We start from the raw sequence: 21,059 nt of genomic DNA on the forward strand, positions 1-21,059 counted from the left end.
ATGGGACAACGTGACGTTCACCGTCGTCGAAGAGAATCCTCCACGACAACCCGACGATCGTCGTTACCGATTACCGGTTACGGCCAGAGGCGTTCTTTGCGCCAGGAGTCGTTCTCACGCCGATAGCGGAGACGCCGGTGCCGCCGATCGTGGCCTGCCTGCCAGAACTCCACTTCGGACGGTGTCACCAGATAGCGCGTCCAGGTTTCCGGTGCCACGCCGGGATTCTCCTCGACCCAGCGCTCCGCTTCCGCTGCCGCGCGGTCGAGGTCGGCCGGATCGTCGAGCACCTGGGACTGCCTGCCGATGAACGCCTCCACCCGGGACGCCGGCGGCCGAGCGGTGAAATCGGCCGCGGAGACTTCGGGATCGGCGACCGCGACCGGACCGCGCAGGCGGACCTGACGGCCGCGTCCCGGCCAGAAGAACGTCAGCGCGGCGTAGGGATTCTTCGTCAGCTGCACGCCTTTCGGGCTTTCGGAACTCGTCGCGACCGCCCAGGTGTCGCCGTCGACGTCCTTGAGAATCACGACCCGAGCGTCCGGTATCCCGTCGGCGTCCACTGTGGACAGAGTGACGGCATGCGGCGCCAGTACGTGTTCCCCGGCTTCGTCGAGCCATTCCAGGAAGAGCTCGCTCGGCATGTGCGGCGTCTTCTCGGTGTCGAACTCCGGCAACTCTTCGGGGAACGACGGCCAGCCGCGCAACGTGCGGTTCATCAGTATCCCGGCGGGCGCTGGCCGTGCGTCGGATAACCGGGCGCGGGCGGCGGGTAGTGCGGCGGATGCTGACCGGGCGGCGGTCCCTGCGCGGGCGGCGGCCCGACCGGGTACTGCGGCGGCGGTGGTTGCTGCGGCTGCCAGCCGGGAGGCGGCGGGCCCTGGTGCGGCGGCATCGGCGGTTGCTGTCCCTGCGCCTGCTGCCACTGCACCTGCTGATAGACCTCGGCGGGCTGCGGGAAACAGAACGTCAGTTTCGCGTTGACCGAGCCCTGCACCGCCGCGCCCCACAGCTTCCCGCCGACGAACGCGTACATCTGCGCCGCCGAAACGTCGACGGCCACCATGCGTGTTTCGCCGCCGAACTGGTTGCCGGACTTCGCCGACGCGGCCTGCGCGGCGTCCGGGTACACCCGATCCCCGATCAGCCCGGCGATGACCACGGAAGCCGCCGTCCAGCCGACCGTGCCCATCACGTTCGCCCGCGCGTGCTGTGTCGCCAGCCCGGTGAAGTCGTACAACGCGGGCGCCGTCACCTCCGGGATCGCCGCGGCGACCACGCAGTAGTTCATCGTCGACATCATCACGGATTCGGTGAACAGGCCGACGACGGCCGCGCTCGGGCCGATCTGGACCGTGTTCAACCTGCCACCGCTGCGCTGGATGCGTTCTGCCACCGCACCCAGGTACTGCTCCTTGGTGAGCACTGATGCCTCCTGAAGACCCGTCACGCATCGCCATCGTCGCATGAACAGGGCGGATGGTCGCACCGACGCGGTGATCCGATCTGCTTCACTGGACGCCACTATGCGACGTCTTCTGATCCTGCCGCTCGTCGTACCGCTCCTGGTGGCCTGTGGCCCGAAGGAACAGCCGCCCGCGACGAACCCGCCCGCGCCGTCGAGCAGCCCGGTGCCCCAGATCCCGCCGTCGCCGGAACCCACCGGCAAAGGCCCGTGCCCGTATCTGAGCGCCGAGTCCGTCTCGGACGCCAACGGGCAGAAGGTCTCCAAGGTCAAGACGTCGGCGGATCAACCGCATCCGACCTGTTTCTTCTACGCGCTCAGCGGGAAACTACAGCTCACGGTACGCGTGTACGTCGGTGAACCCGCCGTGGCGAAGGCGCTGGTGGACCAGGCGGCACCCATCGACACGTCCAACCCCGCCGACGAGCCGGCGGGGTGGAAAGGCGGCTACCAGCCGTCCGGTGACGGCGCCGTTTACGCCGTCGCGAAAGGCGGGAACGCGGTGGTCGTGACGACCAACCAGAAGCAGAGCGTCAAGGCACGCACGGTGGCGAAGGAGGCTATCGGTGAGCTGCGTCTCTAGGTAGTGGTATCCACACGTCAGAGTGAAGTTGATCTTGTACTACCCTGTGCCGCACGCGCGACGGTTCGCGGGACCAGCGCAACGCCAGATCCGGCGGAGGCCGCCTTGCGGTGTGGCTCGGCGGCACAAAAGATCAGTTCTCCCCATAAGACAAAAAGGACAGGTTTCGTGGCTGACACCCTCAAGGAAATCTTGCTCGACTCCAGCCGTCGTCCGGCGGTCGTGAGCGACTTCGAAGGTCTCGTCGACGCCGAGGTGTCGGACAAGGGCGGCGTTTCGGGTGCCGTCGTGAAGACCGGCTTCGCGGCCGTCAAGAAGATCAAGCCGGGCATCATCCCCGCCGCCGTCGACACCCTGCTCGACGACTTCGCCGGTGCCCTCGAGCCGTTCTACGGCGACTACAAGGCCAAGGGTGGCAACGACTTCGGCGCCTACCTGGCCAGCCGTAGCGACGAGGCCTCGGACGCGCTCCTGTCGGTCACCGACGCGCGCGCCGAGAAGAGCAGCCGCGACAGCATCAAGAAGGTCTACGGCAAGCTGCGCCCGAACGGCAAGAAGAACGTCGAGGAGGCCCTTCCCCGCGTTGGCCAGCTGATCGACAAGCACGCCGCGTCTGCCTGATCTCGCGCTGGCGTAAAAGCGCCGAAGGGGCGTCGATCCGCTGCAACGTCAAGTTGAGCGGTGAGGCGCCCCTTCGTCGCGTTTACGTGTCCTTCGGAGCGTTGATCTTCGGCACCAAGACGTGAAAGGGCCGCCCAGTGACCGGGAGGTCGCTGGACGGCCCTTTAGCGACAAGCAGAAGACGAGTGTGAGGCGTCAGTTCTTCTTGTCGGCCGAGCTGGTGCTCGAAGCCTGGTGCCCGTTCTTCGGGGCGTTGGGCTTCTGTTCCGCAGGCTTCTGTCCCTCGGGCTTCGCCGGAGCCGGACCGGAAGCCGACGGAGCGGAAGCGGCAGGCTTCGCGGGTGCGGGCTTCGGAGCCGCGGAGGCCGGAGCAGCGGGCTTGGCGGGGGGAGCGGGCGGTGCCTTGGGCGGAGCAGGCGCGACGGGCGGCTCCTGCTTGGAACGCAGGGCGTAAGCCGCACCGGCACCGACCGCGGCGATGCCGAGGACCCACGGCCAGCGACGACGCTTACGCGTCCCCTTGGCTGCGGCCTTCGCCTCGACGAGGGCGGCGCGGAAGTCCTTCTTCGCGGCCTTGAAATCCTTCTTGCCGCGACGCTTCGACTCGCCGGCGGCCTTCGCCGCCTGGATGGCGGCCTTGCGCGCCTTACGGCCCGGCTTCCGCATCTCGGAAAGCCTGGCCAGCGCCTCCTTACGAGCCGCCTGCGAGCTCTTCTTGAGCTCCTTGCGGGTCAGTTCCGTCTTCTTCGCGAGCTTCTTGCGCGCGCGACGGCTGGACTTAGCGATCTCACCGGCGCTCTCGGAGAGCTTCTGCTCGGCTACCTCAACGGCGTGGGCGGTGGCTTCCTTGCCCACCTCAACCGCACGTTTGCGCAGGCCGAGCGCGCCGGCCTTCGCCGACTCGCTCACCGAATCTGCGGCCCGGGTCATGGCCTTCACCTCATCAATCGTTTTGATTCTGCTTCGTTGCTTGTAACCTATCGTGCCCCTTTACGGCAGATCTTGCCGTAGATGGCACGATGAAGCTCGTGACTGAAAGCAAGGGATCCCTCAATGGTGGCGCGCTGAAGGCCACTCTGCACACCAACCAGGGTGATATCAACCTGAACCTGTTCCCCGACCACGCACCGAAAACGGTCGCGAACTTCGTCGGGCTCGCCGAGGGCAGCAAGGAGTACACCCAGCCCAACGCGAAGGGCACGAACTCCGGCCCGTTCTACGACGGTTCGATCTTCCACCGCGTCATCGACGGCTTCATGCTCCAGGGCGGCGACCCGACCGGCACCGGCCGCGGCGGTCCCGGCTACAAGTTCGGCGACGAGTTCCACCCGGAGCTCCAGTTCTCCAAGCCGTACCTGCTGGCCATGGCCAACGCCGGACCCGGCACCAACGGCTCGCAGTTCTTCATCACCGTCGCCCCGACGACGCACCTGAACTTCAAGCACACGATCTTCGGCGAGGTCGCGGACCAGGCCTCCCGCGAGGTCGTCGACGCGATCGGGCGCACGGCGACCGGCCCGGCGGACCGTCCGCTGGACGACGTCGTCATCGAGAAGGTCAGCATCAGCCGCGAGGGCTGACCACGCTGATCACACGGCCTGTTACGGGGGATTTCGGTAGGTTGGTGGCATCGTGAGCCAACCACCGAATCCCCAGTACCAGCAGGCCGCCATGCCCGGCTGCTGGTGGCACCCGAACCGGCCGACCGGGCTGAGCTGTTCACGCTGCGAGCGTCCGGCCTGCCCGGATTGCCTGCGCGAAGCCGCCGTGGGCTTCCAGTGCACCGACTGTGTGCAGGCGGGCCGCCAGCAGGACCGCGTCCAGCAGAAGCAGTACCGCGACGCCGGCTACGGCGCGACCACCATCACCGGCGCCCGGCCGCCTCGCGCGGCCGTGGTGACGCCGGTCCTCCTGGCGCTCAACGTCGTCATCTTCTTCATCACGGTCGCCCAGTCCGGCAGCATCGCGAGCAACAACTTCTCGGAGCTCTTCCAGCTCGGTGAGCTGTGGAATCCGGCGACCCTGGCCGCCAACGAGTGGTGGCGAATCTTCACCTCGGGGTTCCTGCAGTTCGGCCTGCTGCACATCGCGGGCAACGCGTTCTCGCTGTGGTTCATCGGCCGCCCGCTGGAGACCATCCTCGGCCGGGTCCCGTTCGTCGCGCTCTACTTCATCTCGATGCTCGGTGGTTCGGTCGCGAACCTGGTGTTCACCGACCTCGGCGCCGTCCCCGTGGTCGGCGCCTCTGGCGCGATCTTCGGGCTCATGGGCGCCTACGCGGTCATCGTCGTCAAGCTCAAGCTCAACCCCACGTGGCTGCTCGTCATGCTGGGGCTGAACGTCTTCATCACCTTCCAGGTCCCCGGTATCTCGATCCTCGGGCACGCGGGCGGGTTCGTCGCGGGGCTCCTGGTGACGTTCGCGCTGCTCTACGCGCCGGAGAAGAACCGGCTCAAGTGGCAGATCGGCGGGCTGGCGATCGTGGTCGTCGCGTTGATCGGCCTGGTCGCGTGGAAGGACTCGCGGACCATTTCCGCCTCCTGTGAACTGACGACGAACCGCGGCCAGCCCACTTACGTCTGTTACCCGGAGTAGGCCTGCTCCCACCGATCACCGCCGTTCCGGGCTGGTCACACGCCCGAACGGCAATGTCCACTACTACGACAACGCTTGCCCCTTGAGGGCGGTGAGGACGTCCAGGACGTCCCTGGGGTCCTCGCCGAGGTCGATCCGGCCGAACACCAGCAGGTGTTCGCCGGATTCGACCTCGAGGGTCACGCTGTCCCGGCCCAGGCGTCGCGTCGTGCGCAGCCGGAGCCGGGCTTCGGTCCAGGAATAGCGGTGCGCGCCGCCGACCGTCCTGGCCAGGATGCCATCGGGACCGGCGGCCAGCCGAGGTCGGAGCAAGGTGCCGTGGAGCGCGAGCGCCCCAGTGGAGAGCATGGCCATCCCCGTCAGCAGGGTGCCGCCGACGTCGCCGCCGAAGGCCAGCCATACCGCTCCTGCCAGCAAGAACAGGGAGATCACCCAGGCCACTACCACAACGTTCTGGCGCGGGGCCCACGAGGTGGGGTAGTTATCCACAGGGGTTATCCACACTGGGGATGAGTCACACCGGTGTAATTCGGCGTCAAGCCGCCAACCGGGGTAATCGTCACCGCCACCGCATCGTCATGAGCAGCCCGGCGATCATCAGCACGAAACCGATGGCGAAGTTCGTGTTGCCCAGATCCGCCATGAACGGGATCTTGTCGCCCGCGATGTAGTTGACGACCAACCACAACAGGCCGACCAGCATGAGACCGAACATCACGATCTTGTAGAACAGATTCGACGGGCCCGCGGCCTTGACCTTCACCGGCGTGCGGCGGTCGGTCGGCGGGGTGTACGCCGTCTTCTTGCGGACCTTGGACTTCGGCATCGTGTTCCTCGCGTACTGTTCGGCTTCCCTGGTGGCGATGACCCGCTTTCGGGTGCGCAACCAGCGCCACGTGCACACGTTAACGTAAACGAGCGCCGCTGGGCACCGTCCGGGACCGGTCGATTTCCCGCACTGTGACACTGGTGTCACACACGGTTCGACATTGTGCTGGTTCGTCACTGCGGCTTGGTTCGAGACTGAGGAGCTTTGCGTGGCTGAGCGGGAAGAGCCGGGCGGGGGCCGACGGCGGTACTCCGAACGACCACCTGGTGAGGGCCGGCCCGCCCCCCGGCGTAGGCCGGACGAGGCGATTTCGTCGCGTCGCGCCCCTGGAGAGGCGCCGACCCCGCGTCGGAGGCCGCCGGAAGGGCCGCCACCGCGCCGTCGGATGGACGGGCCTCCGCCGCGTCGTCGTCCCGCGCCACCACCGGGTTCGACCGAGGAGACCGTCGTCTTCGAGCCGGTCGGCGGCGGCACCGCGACCGAGGAGCGCCCCCCGCGAGAGCTGGGCAAGGGCGGCGTGGCCGTCCGGACCGTCGGGGAACTCCTCATCACCGCCGGCCTGGTGGTGCTGCTGTTCATGGTCTACGAGGTCTACGTGACCGACCTGTTCTCGGCGGGCAAGCAGTCCGAGGCGAGTTCGGAACTGGACGGCGACTGGTCGAAGGACCGGCAGCTGCATCCGGAACTGGTCGACGGGAAGGCGTTCGCCCGTATCCACATCCCGGTGTTCGGCGCCGACTTCAACTTCACCATCCAGGAAGGCACGACCGAAGCCGCGCTCGAAGTGGGCCCCGGCCACTACAAGGGCACCGCGATGCCGGGCGAGCCGGGCAACTTCGCGGTCGCCGGCCACCGCGTCGGCAAGGGCGCGCCCTTCAACGACCTGGACAACCTCAGCTCGTGCGACCAGATCGTCATCGAGACGCAGACCGACTTCTACATCTACAAGGTGCTGCCCTACAAGGACGAGGTCGAGGGCTGGGCCGCGGGCAAGGGCGCCGAGCCGAAATGCAAGAACGTCGGGACGCTGCGTGACCCGAACGCCACCGACGGTGGCGCCTACGGCGAGACCAACGGCCGCCGCATCGTGTTCCCGACCAAGGGCGAGACGGTGAACCCGGTGCCGTACAAGGATCCGGAGATCCTCCCGAAGGCCGAGCAGGTCGCGTTGCTCACGCTGACGACCTGCCACCCGCAGTTCTCGGCGCGCGAGCGGCTCATCATCCACGCGGTGCTGACCCAGCAGGTTCCGAAGGACCAGGTGGGCAACTACGCCGAACTCCTGCCCAAGATCTCGGAGGCGCGCTGATGTACGGCTGGATCTGGCGTAAGTTGCCGGGCCCCTTCGCGGTGAAGCTGGCGACGGCGGTCGTGCTGGCGCTCGGGATCGTGGCGCTGCTGATGTTCGTGGTCTTCCCGTGGCTGGAGCCCCGCCTGTGGTTCAACGAAGTGAGCGTCCAGTAGGGCCGCGGTTCGGCGTCTTTCTCGTGTCCGGGCGGTTTCCCGGCCAGGAGGACGCCGATGTCCTGCGCCGCTCGGTCGACGCCGCCATCGCCGCCGAACGGGCCGGGTTCGACGACGTCTGGTTCGCCGAGCACCACTTCATGCCCTATGGCGTCTGCCCGTCCGCGATCACCCTCGCCGCGCACGTGCTCGGCCGGACCGAACGGATCGCGGTCGGCACCGCGGTGAGCGTGCTGTCGATCGCGCATCCGGTGGCGCTCGCCGAACAATGGTCGCTGCTGGACGCGGTCTCCGGCGGGCGGCTGCGAATCGGCGTCGGCCGCGGCGGGCCTTGGCAGGACCTCGAAGTGTTCGGCACCGGTCTGGCCCGCTACGAAACGGGGTTCGAGGAGAGTCTCGATCTGCTGCTCGCGGCGATGACGTCGGAGACCGTCTCCGCCGATGGCGACCACTTCGCGTTCCGTGAGGTGCCGATGGTGCCGCGGCCGCGACGCGCCCCGCGCATGGTCGTGGCCTGCGGTGACGCCGGATCGCGCGCGGTCCGGCTCGCCGCCGATCGCGGGTTGCCGATGCTGCTCGGCCTGCACGCCGACGACGACGTCAAGATCGAAACCCTTGCCGCGTACGGGGATTCCGCCGCGGAGCATGTCTCGACGGTGATGTGCCAGGTGGGGGACGACGCCGTGGACGTCGTGCGGTCGGCGTTACCGGGCTCCCTGAAGGAAGGGTTCGCCGGGCACGTGTACCTGAACGGCAAGCGCGGCCTGGAGAAAGATCCGGTCTCCTACACCGACAAGCTGTGCGAAATGCACCCGATCGGCGGCGTCGAGTACTGCGTGGACCGGCTGGGAACGAGCATCCGGCGTACCGGGGTCTCCCACGTGATCATGATGGTGGAAGCGTCCGGTACGCCGGAAGGAACGCTCGAGAACATCGCGCGGATCGGCGCCGAAGTGCTGCCCGCGCTGCGCTGACGGGCTAGCAGTCGCGGAGTTCCGGGCTCTGGTTCAGCAGCTGACCGCGCGGCGAGACGAAGGCGCGGTAGCGGTCACTGTCCACTTGGGACGTTTTGAAGACGGCGACCCGGTGGCAGTTCTGGAACGCCAGCTTCACGCCGAAGTGCCGTTCCAATCCGCCGCGGATGGCGTCCGAGGCCAGCGCCCGCAGCAGCTGACCGCGTTCGGCCTCGCTCGGCGGCGGCGTCTCGTTGTCGGCGAACCCGTCGGGCGCGCCGTCGGCCTCCGCGATGACACCGGTGATCACGGTCCAGGCGTAGGGCAGGGATTCCCGGACACAGGCGACGAATTCGGCGTCGGAGACCTCCCCGCGCTCGGCCTTCTCAAGCAGCGCGGGCGATACATCCAGAGACATCGAACCTCCGAGGGAGACACAGTGAACGTGGGCCGTCTTCCTGACTACTCACCCGAGGGCCAAGCCACAAGAGAAAACGATCATCATCACCACTTTGGCGGAAGCGGTCGTCACTCCCAGCGAAAGAGCTTCGTCGCCACGACACAACTGCCCACCGCGAAAGCCGCCAGTACGGCGAGTTGCAGCGGCTGGGCGCCGGAGCCGGTCCAGGCGTCTTCGAGGGCTTTGACACCCGGCGGGATGTACGCGCCGATGTTCTGGATGGCTTCCGGCAGCAACGGTCGCGGCAGGTAGACGCCGCCGAGGAACATGATCGGCAGGTAGGCGATCATCGCGATCCCGCCCGCGGCGCGGCTGGTCTTGGCGACCGAAGCCGCGATCAGGCCCAAGCCGAAGATCGCCGCCGTGCCGAGGACGAACGTGAGCAGGAAGCCGAGCGGGTGACGCGGACCGGGGACGTCGAAGAAGACGGTGCCCGCCACGAGCAGCACGCCGACACCGCCGATCGTCACCGTGACGTTGATGATCAGCTGGGCGACCAGCAGCTTCGCCGGGTGTACCGGAGTGGTGGCGAAGCGGCGGAGGATTCCTTGTTCGCGGTAGGTCGCGATGATCCCGGGGATGGACTGCAGTCCCATCATCGCGATGGTGAGCACGACCATCGACGGCACCCAGGCGTCGAGGAAGCGCATGCCGGGGGTGTCCTTGCTTTCGGTCCGGATGGCCGGGATGGCGCCGAGGACGGCCATGATGGCCGTCGGCAGCACGAGTCCGGAGATGACGAAAGCCGGTGACCGGAGGGCCAGTTTCGTTTCGGTGAGGGTGATCTTGGTGAGCGTGCGCATTTCTCGTCTCCTGGATCAGTCGCGGCCGGTCAGGGTCACGAAGGCGTCGTCCAAAGTGGATTTCCCGGCGCGTTCGCGGAGTTCGGCGGGGGTGCCGGTGGCGACCACGCGCCCGGCGTCGAAGATCGCGAGGCGGTCGCAGAGCCGCTCGGCCTCGTCCATGAAATGCGTGACCAGCAGGACGGTGACGCCCGTTTCGCGTACGGCCTCGATGAGCTTCCAGGTGTCGCGACGGGCGTGCGGGTCGAGTCCGGTGGTCAGCTCGTCGAGGATGGCGACCTCGGGGCGGCCGACCAGTGCGAGCGCGATCGAGACGCGCTGCTTCTGCCCGCCGGAAAGCTTGCCGAAGTACTTGTTCCGCTGCCCGGTCAGCCCCAGTTTGGCGAGCAGGTCGCCGGTGTCGGCGGGATTCGCGTAGAAGGACGCGTAGAGGTCGAGCGCTTCGTGGACCTTGATCTTCTCCGGCAGGCGGCTCTCCTGGAGCTGCGAGCCGAGGCGCTGCCGGAGGAGGGTGTGGTCCTTGCCGGGGTCGAGGGCGAGGACCGACATGGTGCCGGAGTCCGGCGTCCGCAGTCCCTGGAGGCATTCGACGGTGGTGGTCTTGCCCGCGCCGTTGGTCCCGAGGATCCCGAAGATCTCACCCTGTTCCACGTGGAACGAAACGTCGTCGACCGCGACGTGCTCCCCGTACGTCTTCCGGAGGTTGGTGACTTCGATGAGTGGCATGCGAAAAACGTTATGGCGCAACGGGTCCGGCCAGAATGGTGCTGAATCCCCAAGTGGGGTGGGGCTGGACCCACCCCACTAGGGGAGCTTTGGTCACTGTGCCGCGCGAGGTGATGGGGAAGACTTCGTCGCATGATCCGCACCTACCTCACCGCGCTGGGCCGTGGGTTGACGCTCGCGGTCTTGGCGCTGGTGAGCTGGCTGGACCTGCTGATCGAACTGGTGGGTTTCTGCCTGCTCTGCGTCGGGCTGGTCTTCGCGTATACGCTGGCGCTGGAAGGGACACGTCCGCGCGCCGCGCTCACCCGGCGACTGTCCGGGCGTTGGTGCGGTATCGACGTCGAGCCGCCCTACCGGCCGGCGCCGCCCGAACCGGAACGTGAGCGCGATGGCTGGTATCGAGACGGGAACAGCCTGTTCAAACGGTCGTGGTTCATCCGATGGACCAAACGGTTCGAGTGGATCTCCGACGATCCGGCGACCGGCCGCGACCTGGGCTGGCAGCTGTGGAATCCGATCGCGGGCCTGCTGCTCGTCCCCGCCGTGCTGCTGACCGGGCCGCTCGCGCTGCGGATGTACGGCCACTGGACCCGATGGTGGCTGGGACCTCACGTGTCTCGGACCGGCGAAGGGTGGCTCAAGCGACATCTCGAGGCGCTGGGCCATCAGATGGCCCTGTTCGCGCTTTCGGTCGCGCAGCTCGCGATGACGGTTCCGACGATGCTCTTCCTGATCGGACCGACCCCGCTGTTTCCCACGATGGTGCTGGCCGGGCGGACGGTGACCGACACCCTGCGCCGTGAGGCGAGGAACTGGACCGGGGTGCGGATCGACCGGCCGTATCTGCCGGAACCGCCGTTCCCCCTCCCGCGGCCGGACGGGCTGTACCAGTACCGGCGGCAGCTGTACGACACGCCATGGTGGCCGGCGAGGCGAACTCGCTTGCGCTGGGTGATGCGTGATCGGGCGACCTGGCGTGACCTGCTCGCCGCGGTGGTCAACTCCGTCGTGCTGCTGCTGCTGGCGGCCCCGACGGCGGCGTTGGTGTTCTTCGGCTTCTGGGGCGTGCTGGCGCTGTGGGTGTGGCGCCCGATCGCCCAGTGGGCGGACATCTCGGGGTCGACCACGCAGTGGTTCTCGATGGTCGGGCTGCCCGAGGCGACCACCCATGTCCAGGCGCTCGCGCTGACTCCGGTGGCCGTGGCGGCCTTTGTCGCCGGGCTGGTGGCGACACCATGGCTGGCGCGTCAGGAGGCGCGTTTCGCGAAGCTGTTGCTGGGCCCGACGGAAGCTTCGCGGCTGGAACAGCGTGTCGAGCGGCTGAAGCAGACGCGGACGGACGCGTCGGTGGCGCAGGCCGCCGAGATGCGGCGTATCGAACGGGATCTGCACGACGGGGTGCAGTCGCGGCTGGTCGCGATGGGAATGAAGCTGGGGGCGGTCGAAGCGCTGATCGACACCGATCCGGCCGCCGCGAAACGGCTCGCCGCCGAGTTGCGGCAGACGTCGTCCGAGACGTTGACGGAGTTGCGGCTGCTGGTACGGGGGATTCACCCGCCGGTGTTGTCCGAGCGTGGTCTCGCCGACGCGGTGCGGGCGTTGGCGCTGGACAGTCCGTTGCGGGCTTCCGTCAGCGGTTCGCTTCCTCGGCTCGAACAGCCCGCGGAGGCGTGCGCGTACTTCGTGGTCAGCGAGTTGCTGGGCAACGCGGCGAAGCACGGCGAAGCGCGGAGGGTATCGATCGAGTTCGGTTACGACGAGGGCGTGCTGCGGATCGAGGTGACCGACGATGGGAAGGGCGGCGCGAACGCGGCTCGGGGAAGCGGGATTCGCGGGATCGAACGCAGGCTGGGCGCGTTCGACGGTACTTTTGCTCTGACCAGCCCGCCCGGCGGGCCGACGAAGGCGACCGTGGAGATCCCGTGCCAGCTCGACCCCGATGTGTCGTCGCCGAAGACCAGTACCTCCTCCGAGACGGCCTGACGCATTTGCTGACCGCGCACGGCTTCGACGTCGTCGAAGCGGTCGGGACCGGACCCGAGCTGGAACGCGCGCTGCGCGGACACCGGCCGGACGTCTCGGTCGTCGACGTCCGCATGCCGCCGACGAACACCGACGAGGGCCTGCAAGTCGCCTTGTCGATGCGGCGGGAGATTCCCGGCTTGCCGATTCTCGTGCTGTCCCAGCATGTCGAGCAGCTCTACGCGCGCGAACTGCTCGCCGACGGCGCCGGTGCGATCGGATATCTGCTGAAGGACCGGGTCTTCAACGCGGATCAATTCATCGACGCGGTACGGCGCGTGGCGGGCGGCGGGACCGCGATGGACCCCGAGGTGATCGCGAAACTGGTGGCGGGCAACGCTTCCGACCCGCTGTCCGCGCTGACTCCTCGTGAACGCGAGGTGCTCGGGCTGATGGCCGAGGGCTGTTCGAACGCCGCCATCGCCGGGCGGCTCCACTTCAGCGAGGGAGCGGTGGGGAAGCACACCGCGAACATCTTCGCGAAACTCGGCATCGTCGCTTCGGACGACACGAACCGGCGCGTCCTTGCGGTGCTGGCCTACCTGGGTTCCTGAGGGGTCCCCTTCGGATGGGGACCCCTCAGGACCTGCCCGACAGTTGTCCACAACCGAGCCCGACTGTGGACAACCTCGTCTGACCAGCCCGTTTCCCCTTCACAGCCGATAGACTGAGCTCGGGGCCGCCCCCTGGGACGGGTGGGGGGCTGGGTAGGTGAGTCAAGAGCGCGAGATGCGGGTCATTTCGTCGCGTTCCACGACCTTGACGCGGTCGCGGCCGTGCGGGGCGCCGAGGGACTTTTCGTGGGCGTCGAGTTTGCCCCAGCCTTCCCAGGTGGTGAAGGGGATGCCGCGCTCGGTCAGGAAACCGAGGATCGCGTCGGGATCGTCCACCGCCGGAGCGGCCAGATCGTCGGCGTCGGCCAGCAGGCTCGCGATCGTCTCGGCCGCGTCGCCCTTGGTGTGCCCGATGAGGCCCACCGGGCCGCGCTTGATCCAGCCGGTCACGTAGACGCCCGGCACCTGGTCGTCGTCGATGTCCAGCACCCGGCCCGCCTTGTTCGGCACGGTCCCGGTGTGGTGGTCGAACGGGATCTCCGGCAGATGCGAAGACAGGTAACCCACCGCGCGATAAACAGCCTGGACGTCCCAGTCATGGAACTCACCGGTGCCGCGCACGTTCCCGTCACCGGTCAGTTCGGTGCGCTCGGTCCGCAGGCCGACGACACGGCCGTCTTCGCCGAGCACCTCCGAAGGCGAGTGCAGGAAGTGCAGGTGCAGCCGCTTCGGCCGGTCGCCCTGGTCGCGGATCGCCCATTCCTGCAGCGTCTTCACGACCATGTCGACCTGCTTCGACGCCCGAAGCGTGGCGATGCTGCCGTCGTCGAACTCGATGTCCTCCGGGTAGACGATGACCTCGACGTTCGGCGAGTGGTCCAGCTCGCGAAGCTCAAGCGGCGTGAACTTCGCCTGAGCCGGACCACGGCGCCCGAACACGTGCACATCGGTGACCGGGCTGGCCTTCAAACCCTGATAGACGTTGTCCGGGATGTCGGTGGTGAGCAACTCGTCCGCGGTCTTCGCGAGGATCCGCGCCACGTCGAGCGCCACGTTCCCGACACCGAGCACCGCGACCGAGGTCGCGTTCAGCGGCCAGGTCCGCGGCACGTCGGGGTGCCCGTCGTACCAGGACACGAAGTCGGCGGCGCCGTAGCTGCCGTCGAGGTCGATGCCGGGGATGTCGAGCGCGCGGTCGGCCATGGCACCGGTCGAGAAGATGACCGCGTCGTAGAACTGGCGCAGGTCGTCGAGCTTCAGGTCGGTCCCGTAGTCGACGTTGCCCAGCAGCCGGATGTTCGGCTTGTCGAGCACCTTGTGCAGGGCGGTGACGATGCCCTTGATCCGCGGGTGGTCGGGCGCGACGCCGTACCGGATCAGCCCGAACGGCGCCGGCATGCGCTCGAACAGGTCGATCGTCACGTCGGCGTCGGACTTGTCGAGGATGTCGGCGGCGTAGATGCCGGCCGGACCGGCACCCACGATGGCTACACGAAGAGAACGGCTCACTCCTACCACGGTAAGTTAGGCAGCCCTAACAATCATTGTGATCTGGCGTACGGTCCACCTGGTGGGAGCCGCTAAGCTGGCGGTATGCGCGTGCTCGTCGTCGACAACTACGACAGTTTTGTCTACAACCTGGTCCAGTACCTGGCCCAGCTCGGCGCCGACTGCACCGTCTGGCGTAACGACGTGGTGGAAGTCGACAGGCTCGGCGAGTTCGACGCCGTCCTCGTCTCTCCCGGCCCCGGCACCCCGGAACGTGCTGGTCAGAGCATGGACGTCATCCGCAAATGCGCCGACGAGCGGATCCCGATGCTCGGCGTCTGCCTCGGCCACCAGGCCTTGGGCGTCGTCTTCGGCGCCACCGTCGACCGCGCACCCGAACTGCTGCACGGCAAGACCAGTCAAGTCCACCATTCGGGCGGCGGTGTCCTCGCGGGACTCCCCGAAGAGTTCACCGCCACGAGGTACCACTCGTTGACCGTTTTGCCGGAAACCATCGACGACGCCGTGTTCGAGATCACAGGACGCACCGACACCGGCATCGTGATGGGCATGCGTCACCGCGAGCTGCCGCTCGAGGGCGTCCAGTTCCACCCCGAATCCGTGCTCACCCAGGGCGGGCACCGCATGCTGGCGAACTGGATGGCTTCAGCGGGGCACCCGGTCGCCGACGCCACGGTGAACGAACTCGAACAGGCGACCCGTGCGCTGCAGAAGGCCGCTGCTGCGTGACCCCGCTGATCCGGCTCGAAGGAGTCGGTAAGCGCTATGGCCGCGGCGAACCCGTACTCGTCGACGTCGATCTCGACGTCCCGGCGGGTCGCGTGATCGGCATCCTCGGCTCCAACGGCTCTGGGAAGTCGACGCTGCTCAGGATTCTCGCGGCGCTTTCCCGGGAGACCTCGGGAAACGTCGTCGGCAGTCCGCGCGTCGGCTACCTGCCGGACCGTTTTCCCGCCGGGCAGCGGATGAGCGCCAGGGCCTACCTGCGGCATATGGCCCGCATCGACGGACTTGTCGACTTGTCGGCCATCGACCCGTTGCTGGAGCGGCTGGCGCTGGTCGGCGGGCCTGACGCACCCTTGCGGACGCTTTCGAAGGGCAACGCCCAAAAGGTCGGCCTCGCACAGGCCGTCCTGGCCGAGCCCGAGTTGCTGATCCTCGACGAACCTTGGTCCGGCCTCGACGTCGAAGCGCATACCGTGCTCGGCGAGCTCGTCGCCGAAACCAAGGAGCGGGGCGCGAGCGTGGTCTTCACCGACCACCGGGCGGCCGTCGTGCACGCCCACGCCGACGACGTTCACCGGATGGACGCCGGGCACCTGACCCGCGTCGAGGCAGCGGCGAAGGCCGAAACGGCGACCAGGGTCGTCTTGCGAGGCCCCCGTGGCGACTGGTCTTCGGAACCGGGGGTCAGCCAGGTCGTCGCCGACGGTGAACAAGTCATCCTGACGGTCGAAGCCGGACATGCGGACGCTGTCCTGCTTCGCGCTCTCAATCGGGGTTTCTCGGTCCGGGAGGTGGCGCCGTGCTCGCCATGACCCGCTATTACCTCGCGCTGCTCGGCCATTCTCAGCGCTATCTCCCCGCGATCCTCGCTTACCTCGCGGTCAACACCGTGCTCTACACCGATCCGAAGTCGCCGCTGCTGCCGCAATACGGGATCAGCGCGGGCTCGCTCCTGGTGGTCTCGTGCTGGCTGACCATCGCGCTGCTCGACATCGAGGACCCCGTCCAGCGGCTGGTGACCTTCAGCCACGCCCGCCGCTGGCGATCGGTCCTCGGCGGCGCCGCACTGGCCGTCTTCGGCTGCGCTTTCGTGCTGATCGTCGTGACGCTGGCGTGGTCGATGCTCCGATCGGGCGGCTTCCAGCTCGGCACCTTCGCCCTCGGAGCCGGCGCGCACGCGTTGTGCGCGCTGTTCGGGATCGCGATCGGGCTGCCCTGTTCCCGGCTGTTGGTCCCGCGCATCGGCTGGTCCGTACTGGCGGCGATCTTCGCTCTCGCGGCCGTGCTCCTGGTCAAATGGCTGCCGCTGGCGAACCCGCTGCTGCGCGCCCTGACCTCACAGCAGCCACTGGCCGGTGCGTTCACGGTGGCGGTGGTGGCCGCGATCGCCGCGGTCCTCGTGAGCATGACGGTCGTCGGATACCTGCTCCGCCGCAACGCCTGATCTGGGTATGGCCTCCCGACCCGTAAGTGTCGAGGAGGCCTTCGCGGCCTTACCGCCTAGGGCGTGTCCTGTAAGTGGTTGAGCTGGGTCTCTGGTAGCTATGCGCGGTGGTTGGTCGCGGTGAGTTGACGGACAAGGCGTGGGCGGTGATCGAGCCGCTGTTGCCGCCGGTGCAGGGTGGTGGTCGGCGGTGGCGGGATCACCGGCAAGTCATCAACGCGATCTTGTGGAAGTTGCGCACCGGCGCCCCGTGGCGTGACCTGCCCGAACGGTATGGCCCGTGGAAGACCGCGCATGAGCGGCTGCGGTTGTGGACCAAAGACGGTACCTGGGAGAAGATCCTCGACCGGGTGATCGTCAAAGACGACGCCGTCGGCGACCTCGAATGGATCATCTCGGTCGACTCGAGCGTGGTCCGGGCGCACCAGCATGCTGCAGGTGCCCGGAAAAAGGGGGCTGCAGCGACGGAATCGAAGCCCTCGCCCGCGACGGGGAAGGGCTCGGCCGGTCCCGTGGCGGACTGAGCACCAAGATCCACCTTGCCGTTGAAGGGCGAGGCCTGCCGGTCCGGATCGTGCTCACCCCAGGCCAAGCGGGAGACAACCCGCAGCTGCTGCCGCTGCTGGATGGCATCAGCGTCGCCCGCATCGGACCGGGCCGGCCACGCTGCCGGCCGGAGACGGTGATCGCGGACAAAGCCTATTCACATCCCTCGACCCGGGAGGCGATGCGAGACCGGCGGATCAGGTTCGTCAGCCCGGAACGGGACGACCAGGTCGCCCGCCGCGCAGCCAAGGGCTCCCGCGGCGGGCGACCACCGGTCTTCGATGCCGAGGTCTACAAGCAGCGCAACGTCGTGGAACGCTGCTTCAACCGGCTCAAGCAATTTCGTGACCTGGCCACCCGCTACGCCAAACGCGCCGCCTACTACCAGGCAGAACTCACCATCGCCGCCATCATCCTCTGGCTCCGATGACTTACAGGACAGCTCCTAGCCCTTTCGGCGTATGAAAAGAGCCCCGCACGAAACCGTGCGGGGCCCTTTCACGTCAGTCGATCACCCAGGCGGGAGGATCGACCGTGAACTCGAGGACGGCGGCCCTCCGTCACTCTCGTAGACGAACATGGTGATCGGCGCGTTCTTCGCGATCTTCGAACCGGCCTGCGGGTTGGTCTTGCTGACCTTGCCCTCGTCATCCTTGTCACCGCTCTTGTCGGCCTGGGTGTTGAGCGAGCCCGACCAGCCGAGTTCACGCAGCTTGGCCTTCGCCTCGTCCTCCGTCATGCCCTTGAGCTCCGGCATGTCGATCGATTCCTGGCTGCCGTCCGACACGCTCAGCTTGACCACACTGCCGACGGCGAGCTTCCCGCCGTTCGGGTTCTGGTCGACCACCGTGCCCTTGGGCTGGTCGGAACTCGTGGTGGTCACCGAAGGAGTGAACCCGGCGGCCTTCAAACCGGCCTCGGCTTCGGCCTGCGTCTTGCCCTTGTAGTTCGGGACCGTCTTCAGTTCCTTGGACTTCCCGACCGTGATGTCGACCTTGGAACCCTGGTCGACATCGGACTGCGCTGCCGGATTCTGCGACAGGACCTTGCCGGCCTGGTTCGGGTCTTCGGTCTCGTCCTCGGTGATCGCACCGATTTTCAGACCGACCCCGGCCAGTACGGTTTCCGCTTCGGCCTGGGACTTGCCCTTGAGGTCCGGCGTCTTGACCTTGGACGGCTTCGCGCCGACGGTCAGCGTGATCTTCTCCGTGGTCAGCGTCATCTGACCTTCCTTCGGAGCGATCGCGATGACCTTGTCGATGTCGTTCTCGTCGCAGGCGGGCAGACCGTTCACGGCCTCGCCGGTGCAGGGGACCTTCTTGGTGGTTTCGAACGAGTTGAAGCCCGCACCTCGAAGCGCGTCCTTCGCGGTCGCTTCGGACTGGCCGAGCACATTCGGGATCGCCTTGCTCTCCGCGCTGGTGCTGTTGAACGCGTTGGACAGCCACATGATCAGCAGCACCACGGCCGCCAGTGAAACGACGAGGCCGGCGATCAGCCAGGCGCGGCGTTTCTTCTTCGCCGCCGGGTCCTCTTCCTCTTCCTCGAACTGGTCGTAGCGCTGCGGCACCCGGCGGTCGGAGTCCATGACCTGGGTGCGCTCGTCCTCCGACATCACCATCGGCGCGGACGGCCGCTGGCCGGACAGCGTCCGGACGAGGTCCGACCGCATCTCCGCCGACGACTGGTAGCGGTTCGCGGGGCCCTTCGCGAGCGCCTTGAGCACGACGGCGTCGAGCTCGGGCGCCACCGCCGGGTTCACCGACGACGGCGGGTTCGGGTCCTCCCGGACGTGCTGGTACGCCACCGCGACCGGGGAGTCGCCGGTGAAGGGCGGCTCGCCGGTGATGAGTTCGTACAGCACACAACCGGCGGCGTAGACGTCGGAACGCGCGTCGACGGACTCACCGCGGGCCTGCTCCGGCGAGAGGTACTGCGCCGTGCCGATCACCGCGGCGGTCTGCGTCATCGCGGACTGGCCGTCGTGCATGGCGCGCGCGATGCCGAAGTCCATCACCTTGACGGCGCCGTTCTTCGTGATCATCACGTTCGCCGGTTTGACGTCGCGGTGCACGATGCCGTGCCGGTGCGAGAAGTCCAGCGCCGCGCAGACGTCGGCCATGACCTCCATCGCCCGCTTCTGCGACATCGGACCCTCGGTCTTCACGATGTCGCGCAGAGTCCGTCCTTCGACGTACTCCATGACGATGTAGGGCAGCGGGCCGAACTCGGTGTTCGTCTCGCCGGTGTCGTAGACGGCGACGATCGCCGGGTGGTTCAGTGCCGCCGCGTTCTGTGCCTCGCGACGGAAGCGTTCTTGGAACTGGGGATCCCGCGCCAGGTCGGCACGCAGGATCTTGATCGCCACCTCCCGGCCCAGGCGCACGTCGTGGCCATGGTGGACCTCGGACATGCCTCCGTAGCCGAGCGTATCGCCCAGCTCGTAGCGGTTGCTGAGCAGTCTTGGTGTGCTCATCTCTGCGTGCCGTTCCATTCCGTCCAAGGTGTGCTCATCATGCCTGGATTCGCCTGCCCGGCCGATTCCGGTACCGCGGGATACGCGGATGTCGGCGGAGGGCCTTCAGGGGTCTTACCCGGTGCCGGTGCCTGTTCACTCGTTTCCACGCCGCCCGACTGTTGTCCGTTGCCCGAACCGACCAGTCTCACGATGAGGAAGGCCCCTGCCACCAGTACTGCGATCAGGATCACCGCGAGCAGCACCCACCAGCCCCATTGTGGCCGTTTGCCGGGAAGCCGCCGGACCGCCATCGGGGGCGGGCCGGTGACCGGGTGCATCGCCGGATGCGACGCCGGGCCGATCGCCACCATCGGGTTCGGTGGCGAGACCGGACCGGGCTGGCCTTGCTGCGGCAACACGGGCGGCTGGCCCGCGTAGGCGACGTTGATCAGCCCCGACGGCGTCGGCAGCGGCAGGCCCGCGCGGACGGCGGCCACCGCGGCCGCGAATTCGCCGCCGCTGTTGTACCGCTGTCTCGGATCCTTGATCAGGGTCGCTTCGATGACCGCGCGGGCGCCCGGCGGTACGTCCGGCGGGAGCGGCGGCGGGATGTCGCGGATGTGCATCATCGCGACGGTCACCGCGTTCTCCGAAAGGAACGGCCGGTGTCCGGTGAGACATTCGTAACCGCACACGGCCAGCGAGTAGACGTCGCTCGCCGGTTCGGCGTTGTGCCCGAGCGCCTGCTCGGGCGCGATGTAGTGGGCGGTGCCCATGACCATGCCGGACCTCGTCACCGGTGCGGCGTCGGCGGCTTTCGCGACCCCGAAGTCGGTGATCTTCACCTGTCCGGCCGGGGTGACCATGATGTTGCCCGGTTTGACGTCGCGGTGCACAAGACCGGTTTCGTGCGCGGCCTGCAGTGCGTTACCGGCCTGCTCGAGAATGTCGAGGGTGCGCTCGGCGTTCAGCCGTCCCTCACGGGTGATGATCGCGGCCAGCGGATCGCCCTCGACCAGCTCCATCACCAGGTACGCGATCGACAGCTCGTCGGCGACGGTCTCGCCGTAGTCGTGCACCGCGGCGATGCCGGGGTGGTTCAGCGACGCCGTCATCCGCGCCTCTGTCCGGAACCGGTGCAGGAACTCCGCGTCCCCGGACAGCTCCGCCTTGAGGATCTTGACCGCGACCGTCCGGTCCAGTCGCGTGTCACTCGCCTGCCAGACCTCGCCCATCCCGCCGACGGCGATCCGGTTCGTCAGCTTGTACCGGTCGGCCAGCAGCTGACCCGAGGACAGCAT

24 protein-coding genes are annotated in these 21,059 nt (G+C 67.6%); 13 read left to right on the plus strand and 11 right to left on the minus strand.

Features of this window, described 5'->3' with window-relative positions; genetic code table 11:
* Nucleotides 1-77: 77 nt before the first annotated feature.
* A complete protein-coding gene (locus tag AVL48_RS09485; protein WP_061980548.1) occupies nt 78-719 on the minus strand; it encodes a pyridoxine/pyridoxamine 5'-phosphate oxidase in 642 nt (213 codons plus the stop codon).
* A complete protein-coding gene (locus AVL48_RS09490; RefSeq protein WP_061980547.1) occupies nt 719-1,426 on the minus strand; it encodes a hypothetical protein in 708 nt (235 codons plus the stop codon). Before AVL48_RS09490 ends, AVL48_RS09485 begins: the two co-directional genes overlap by 1 nt.
* Nucleotides 1,427-1,526: 100 nt before the next feature.
* On the opposite strand from AVL48_RS09490, the gene AVL48_RS09495 reads away from it, so the two are divergent.
* Nucleotides 1,527-2,048: a DUF2020 domain-containing protein gene (locus AVL48_RS09495; protein WP_061980546.1), complete on the plus strand. Its 522-nt coding sequence runs from the start codon at nt 1,527-1,529 to the stop codon at nt 2,046-2,048.
* A gap of 168 nt (nt 2,049-2,216) precedes the next feature.
* Complete coding sequence (locus tag AVL48_RS09500; RefSeq protein ID WP_061980545.1) at nt 2,217-2,669, plus strand: DUF6918 family protein; 453 nt, start codon at nt 2,217-2,219, stop codon at nt 2,667-2,669.
* 195 nt (nt 2,670-2,864) lie between these two features.
* On the opposite strand, the gene AVL48_RS09505 is transcribed toward AVL48_RS09500, so the two are convergent.
* Nucleotides 2,865-3,599 carry a hypothetical protein gene (locus tag AVL48_RS09505; RefSeq protein ID WP_061980544.1) on the minus strand — a complete coding sequence of 245 codons (735 nt, stop codon included), beginning with the start codon at nt 3,597-3,599 and terminating at the stop codon, nt 2,865-2,867.
* An 89-nt stretch (nt 3,600-3,688) separates the two neighbouring features.
* Here AVL48_RS09505 and AVL48_RS09510 point away from each other — a divergent pair, with 89 nt between their 5' ends.
* Complete coding sequence (locus AVL48_RS09510; protein ID WP_061980543.1) at nt 3,689-4,249, plus strand: peptidylprolyl isomerase; 561 nt, start codon at nt 3,689-3,691, stop codon at nt 4,247-4,249.
* Between the two features lie 52 nt (nt 4,250-4,301).
* Nucleotides 4,302-5,264 carry a rhomboid family intramembrane serine protease gene (locus tag AVL48_RS09515; protein ID WP_074038230.1) on the plus strand — a complete coding sequence of 321 codons (963 nt, stop codon included), beginning with the start codon at nt 4,302-4,304 and terminating at the stop codon, nt 5,262-5,264.
* A 63-nt stretch (nt 5,265-5,327) separates the two neighbouring features.
* Here AVL48_RS09515 and AVL48_RS09520 read toward each other — a convergent pair whose 3' ends face one another.
* Nucleotides 5,328-5,705 (minus strand): PH domain-containing protein, encoded by a 378-nt coding sequence (locus tag AVL48_RS09520; protein ID WP_061980542.1) that lies wholly within the window; start codon nt 5,703-5,705, stop codon nt 5,328-5,330.
* 118 nt (nt 5,706-5,823) lie between these two features.
* Nucleotides 5,824-6,090 carry a cell division protein CrgA gene (crgA, locus tag AVL48_RS09525; protein WP_037308756.1) on the minus strand — a complete coding sequence of 89 codons (267 nt, stop codon included), beginning with the start codon at nt 6,088-6,090 and terminating at the stop codon, nt 5,824-5,826.
* 388 nt (nt 6,091-6,478) lie between these two features.
* Between crgA and AVL48_RS09530 the strand changes: the two genes are divergently transcribed.
* From AVL48_RS09530 to AVL48_RS09535, 3 genes are read left to right on the plus strand one after another with little or no spacing between them, the layout of a single operon-like run.
* Nucleotides 6,479-7,402 carry a class E sortase gene (locus AVL48_RS09530; protein ID WP_143105006.1) on the plus strand — a complete coding sequence of 308 codons (924 nt, stop codon included), beginning with the start codon at nt 6,479-6,481 and terminating at the stop codon, nt 7,400-7,402.
* Nucleotides 7,402-7,557 (plus strand): hypothetical protein, encoded by a 156-nt coding sequence (locus AVL48_RS38970; protein WP_005161850.1) that lies wholly within the window; start codon nt 7,402-7,404, stop codon nt 7,555-7,557. Before AVL48_RS09530 ends, AVL48_RS38970 begins: the two co-directional genes overlap by 1 nt.
* Entirely contained in the window at nt 7,530-8,531 is a 1,002-nt protein-coding gene (locus tag AVL48_RS09535; RefSeq protein ID WP_061980540.1) for an LLM class flavin-dependent oxidoreductase, read from the plus strand. Before AVL48_RS38970 ends, AVL48_RS09535 begins: the two co-directional genes overlap by 28 nt.
* Before the next feature lie 4 nt (nt 8,532-8,535).
* Here AVL48_RS09535 and AVL48_RS09540 read toward each other — a convergent pair whose 3' ends face one another.
* The 3 genes from AVL48_RS09540 to AVL48_RS09550 all read right to left on the minus strand — a co-directional run bounded on the left by AVL48_RS09540 (nt 8,536) and on the right by AVL48_RS09550 (nt 10,499).
* Nucleotides 8,536-8,928 carry an SCO5389 family protein gene (locus tag AVL48_RS09540; protein WP_061980539.1) on the minus strand — a complete coding sequence of 131 codons (393 nt, stop codon included), beginning with the start codon at nt 8,926-8,928 and terminating at the stop codon, nt 8,536-8,538.
* 110 nt (nt 8,929-9,038) lie between these two features.
* Nucleotides 9,039-9,773 (minus strand): ABC transporter permease, encoded by a 735-nt coding sequence (locus AVL48_RS09545; RefSeq protein WP_061980538.1) that lies wholly within the window; start codon nt 9,771-9,773, stop codon nt 9,039-9,041.
* 15 nt (nt 9,774-9,788) lie between these two features.
* A complete protein-coding gene (locus AVL48_RS09550) occupies nt 9,789-10,499 on the minus strand; it encodes an ABC transporter ATP-binding protein (protein WP_061980537.1) in 711 nt (236 codons plus the stop codon).
* 132 nt (nt 10,500-10,631) lie between these two features.
* Here AVL48_RS09550 and AVL48_RS09555 point away from each other — a divergent pair, with 132 nt between their 5' ends.
* On the plus strand, nt 10,632-12,482 hold the full coding sequence (locus tag AVL48_RS09555) for a sensor histidine kinase (protein ID WP_061980536.1): 1,851 nt from the start codon (nt 10,632-10,634) through the stop codon (nt 12,480-12,482).
* Nucleotides 12,422-13,075: a response regulator gene (locus AVL48_RS09560; protein ID WP_061980535.1), complete on the plus strand. Its 654-nt coding sequence runs from the start codon at nt 12,422-12,424 to the stop codon at nt 13,073-13,075. Before AVL48_RS09555 ends, AVL48_RS09560 begins: the two co-directional genes overlap by 61 nt.
* A 162-nt stretch (nt 13,076-13,237) precedes the next feature.
* Here AVL48_RS09560 and AVL48_RS09565 read toward each other — a convergent pair whose 3' ends face one another.
* Nucleotides 13,238-14,557, minus strand: coding sequence for an FAD-dependent oxidoreductase (locus AVL48_RS09565; protein ID WP_061980534.1), 1,320 nt, complete (start codon nt 14,555-14,557; stop codon nt 13,238-13,240).
* Nucleotides 14,558-14,668: 111 nt separating this feature from the next.
* On the opposite strand from AVL48_RS09565, the gene AVL48_RS09570 reads away from it, so the two are divergent.
* The 4 genes from AVL48_RS09570 (at nt 14,669) to AVL48_RS38165 (ending at nt 17,730) form a co-directional block, all read left to right on the plus strand.
* Nucleotides 14,669-15,313, plus strand: coding sequence for an aminodeoxychorismate/anthranilate synthase component II (locus tag AVL48_RS09570; protein ID WP_061980533.1), 645 nt, complete (start codon nt 14,669-14,671; stop codon nt 15,311-15,313).
* Entirely contained in the window at nt 15,310-16,122 is an 813-nt protein-coding gene (locus tag AVL48_RS09575; protein ID WP_082857595.1) for an ATP-binding cassette domain-containing protein, read from the plus strand. The genes AVL48_RS09570 and AVL48_RS09575 overlap by 4 nt, the downstream gene beginning before the upstream one ends.
* A complete protein-coding gene (locus AVL48_RS09580; protein WP_061980532.1) occupies nt 16,110-16,754 on the plus strand; it encodes a hypothetical protein in 645 nt (214 codons plus the stop codon). Before AVL48_RS09575 ends, AVL48_RS09580 begins: the two co-directional genes overlap by 13 nt.
* A 107-nt stretch (nt 16,755-16,861) precedes the next feature.
* A protein-coding gene (locus AVL48_RS38165; protein ID WP_244162530.1) for an IS5 family transposase occupies nt 16,862-17,730 on the plus strand; the annotation gives its coding sequence in 2 pieces (ribosomal slippage) (nt 16,862-17,233 and nt 17,236-17,730; 867 coding nt in all).
* A gap of 81 nt (nt 17,731-17,811) precedes the next feature.
* Here AVL48_RS38165 and pknB read toward each other — a convergent pair.
* Nucleotides 17,812-19,776 (minus strand): Stk1 family PASTA domain-containing Ser/Thr kinase, encoded by a 1,965-nt coding sequence (gene pknB / locus AVL48_RS09595; RefSeq protein ID WP_061980530.1) that lies wholly within the window; start codon nt 19,774-19,776, stop codon nt 17,812-17,814.
* Complete coding sequence (locus tag AVL48_RS09600) at nt 19,773-21,059, minus strand: protein kinase domain-containing protein (protein ID WP_061980529.1); 1,287 nt, start codon at nt 21,057-21,059, stop codon at nt 19,773-19,775. Before AVL48_RS09600 ends, pknB begins: the two co-directional genes overlap by 4 nt.

The organism is Amycolatopsis regifaucium (assembly GCF_001613935.1).
Lineage (GTDB): Bacteria > Actinomycetota > Actinomycetes > Mycobacteriales > Pseudonocardiaceae > Amycolatopsis > Amycolatopsis regifaucium.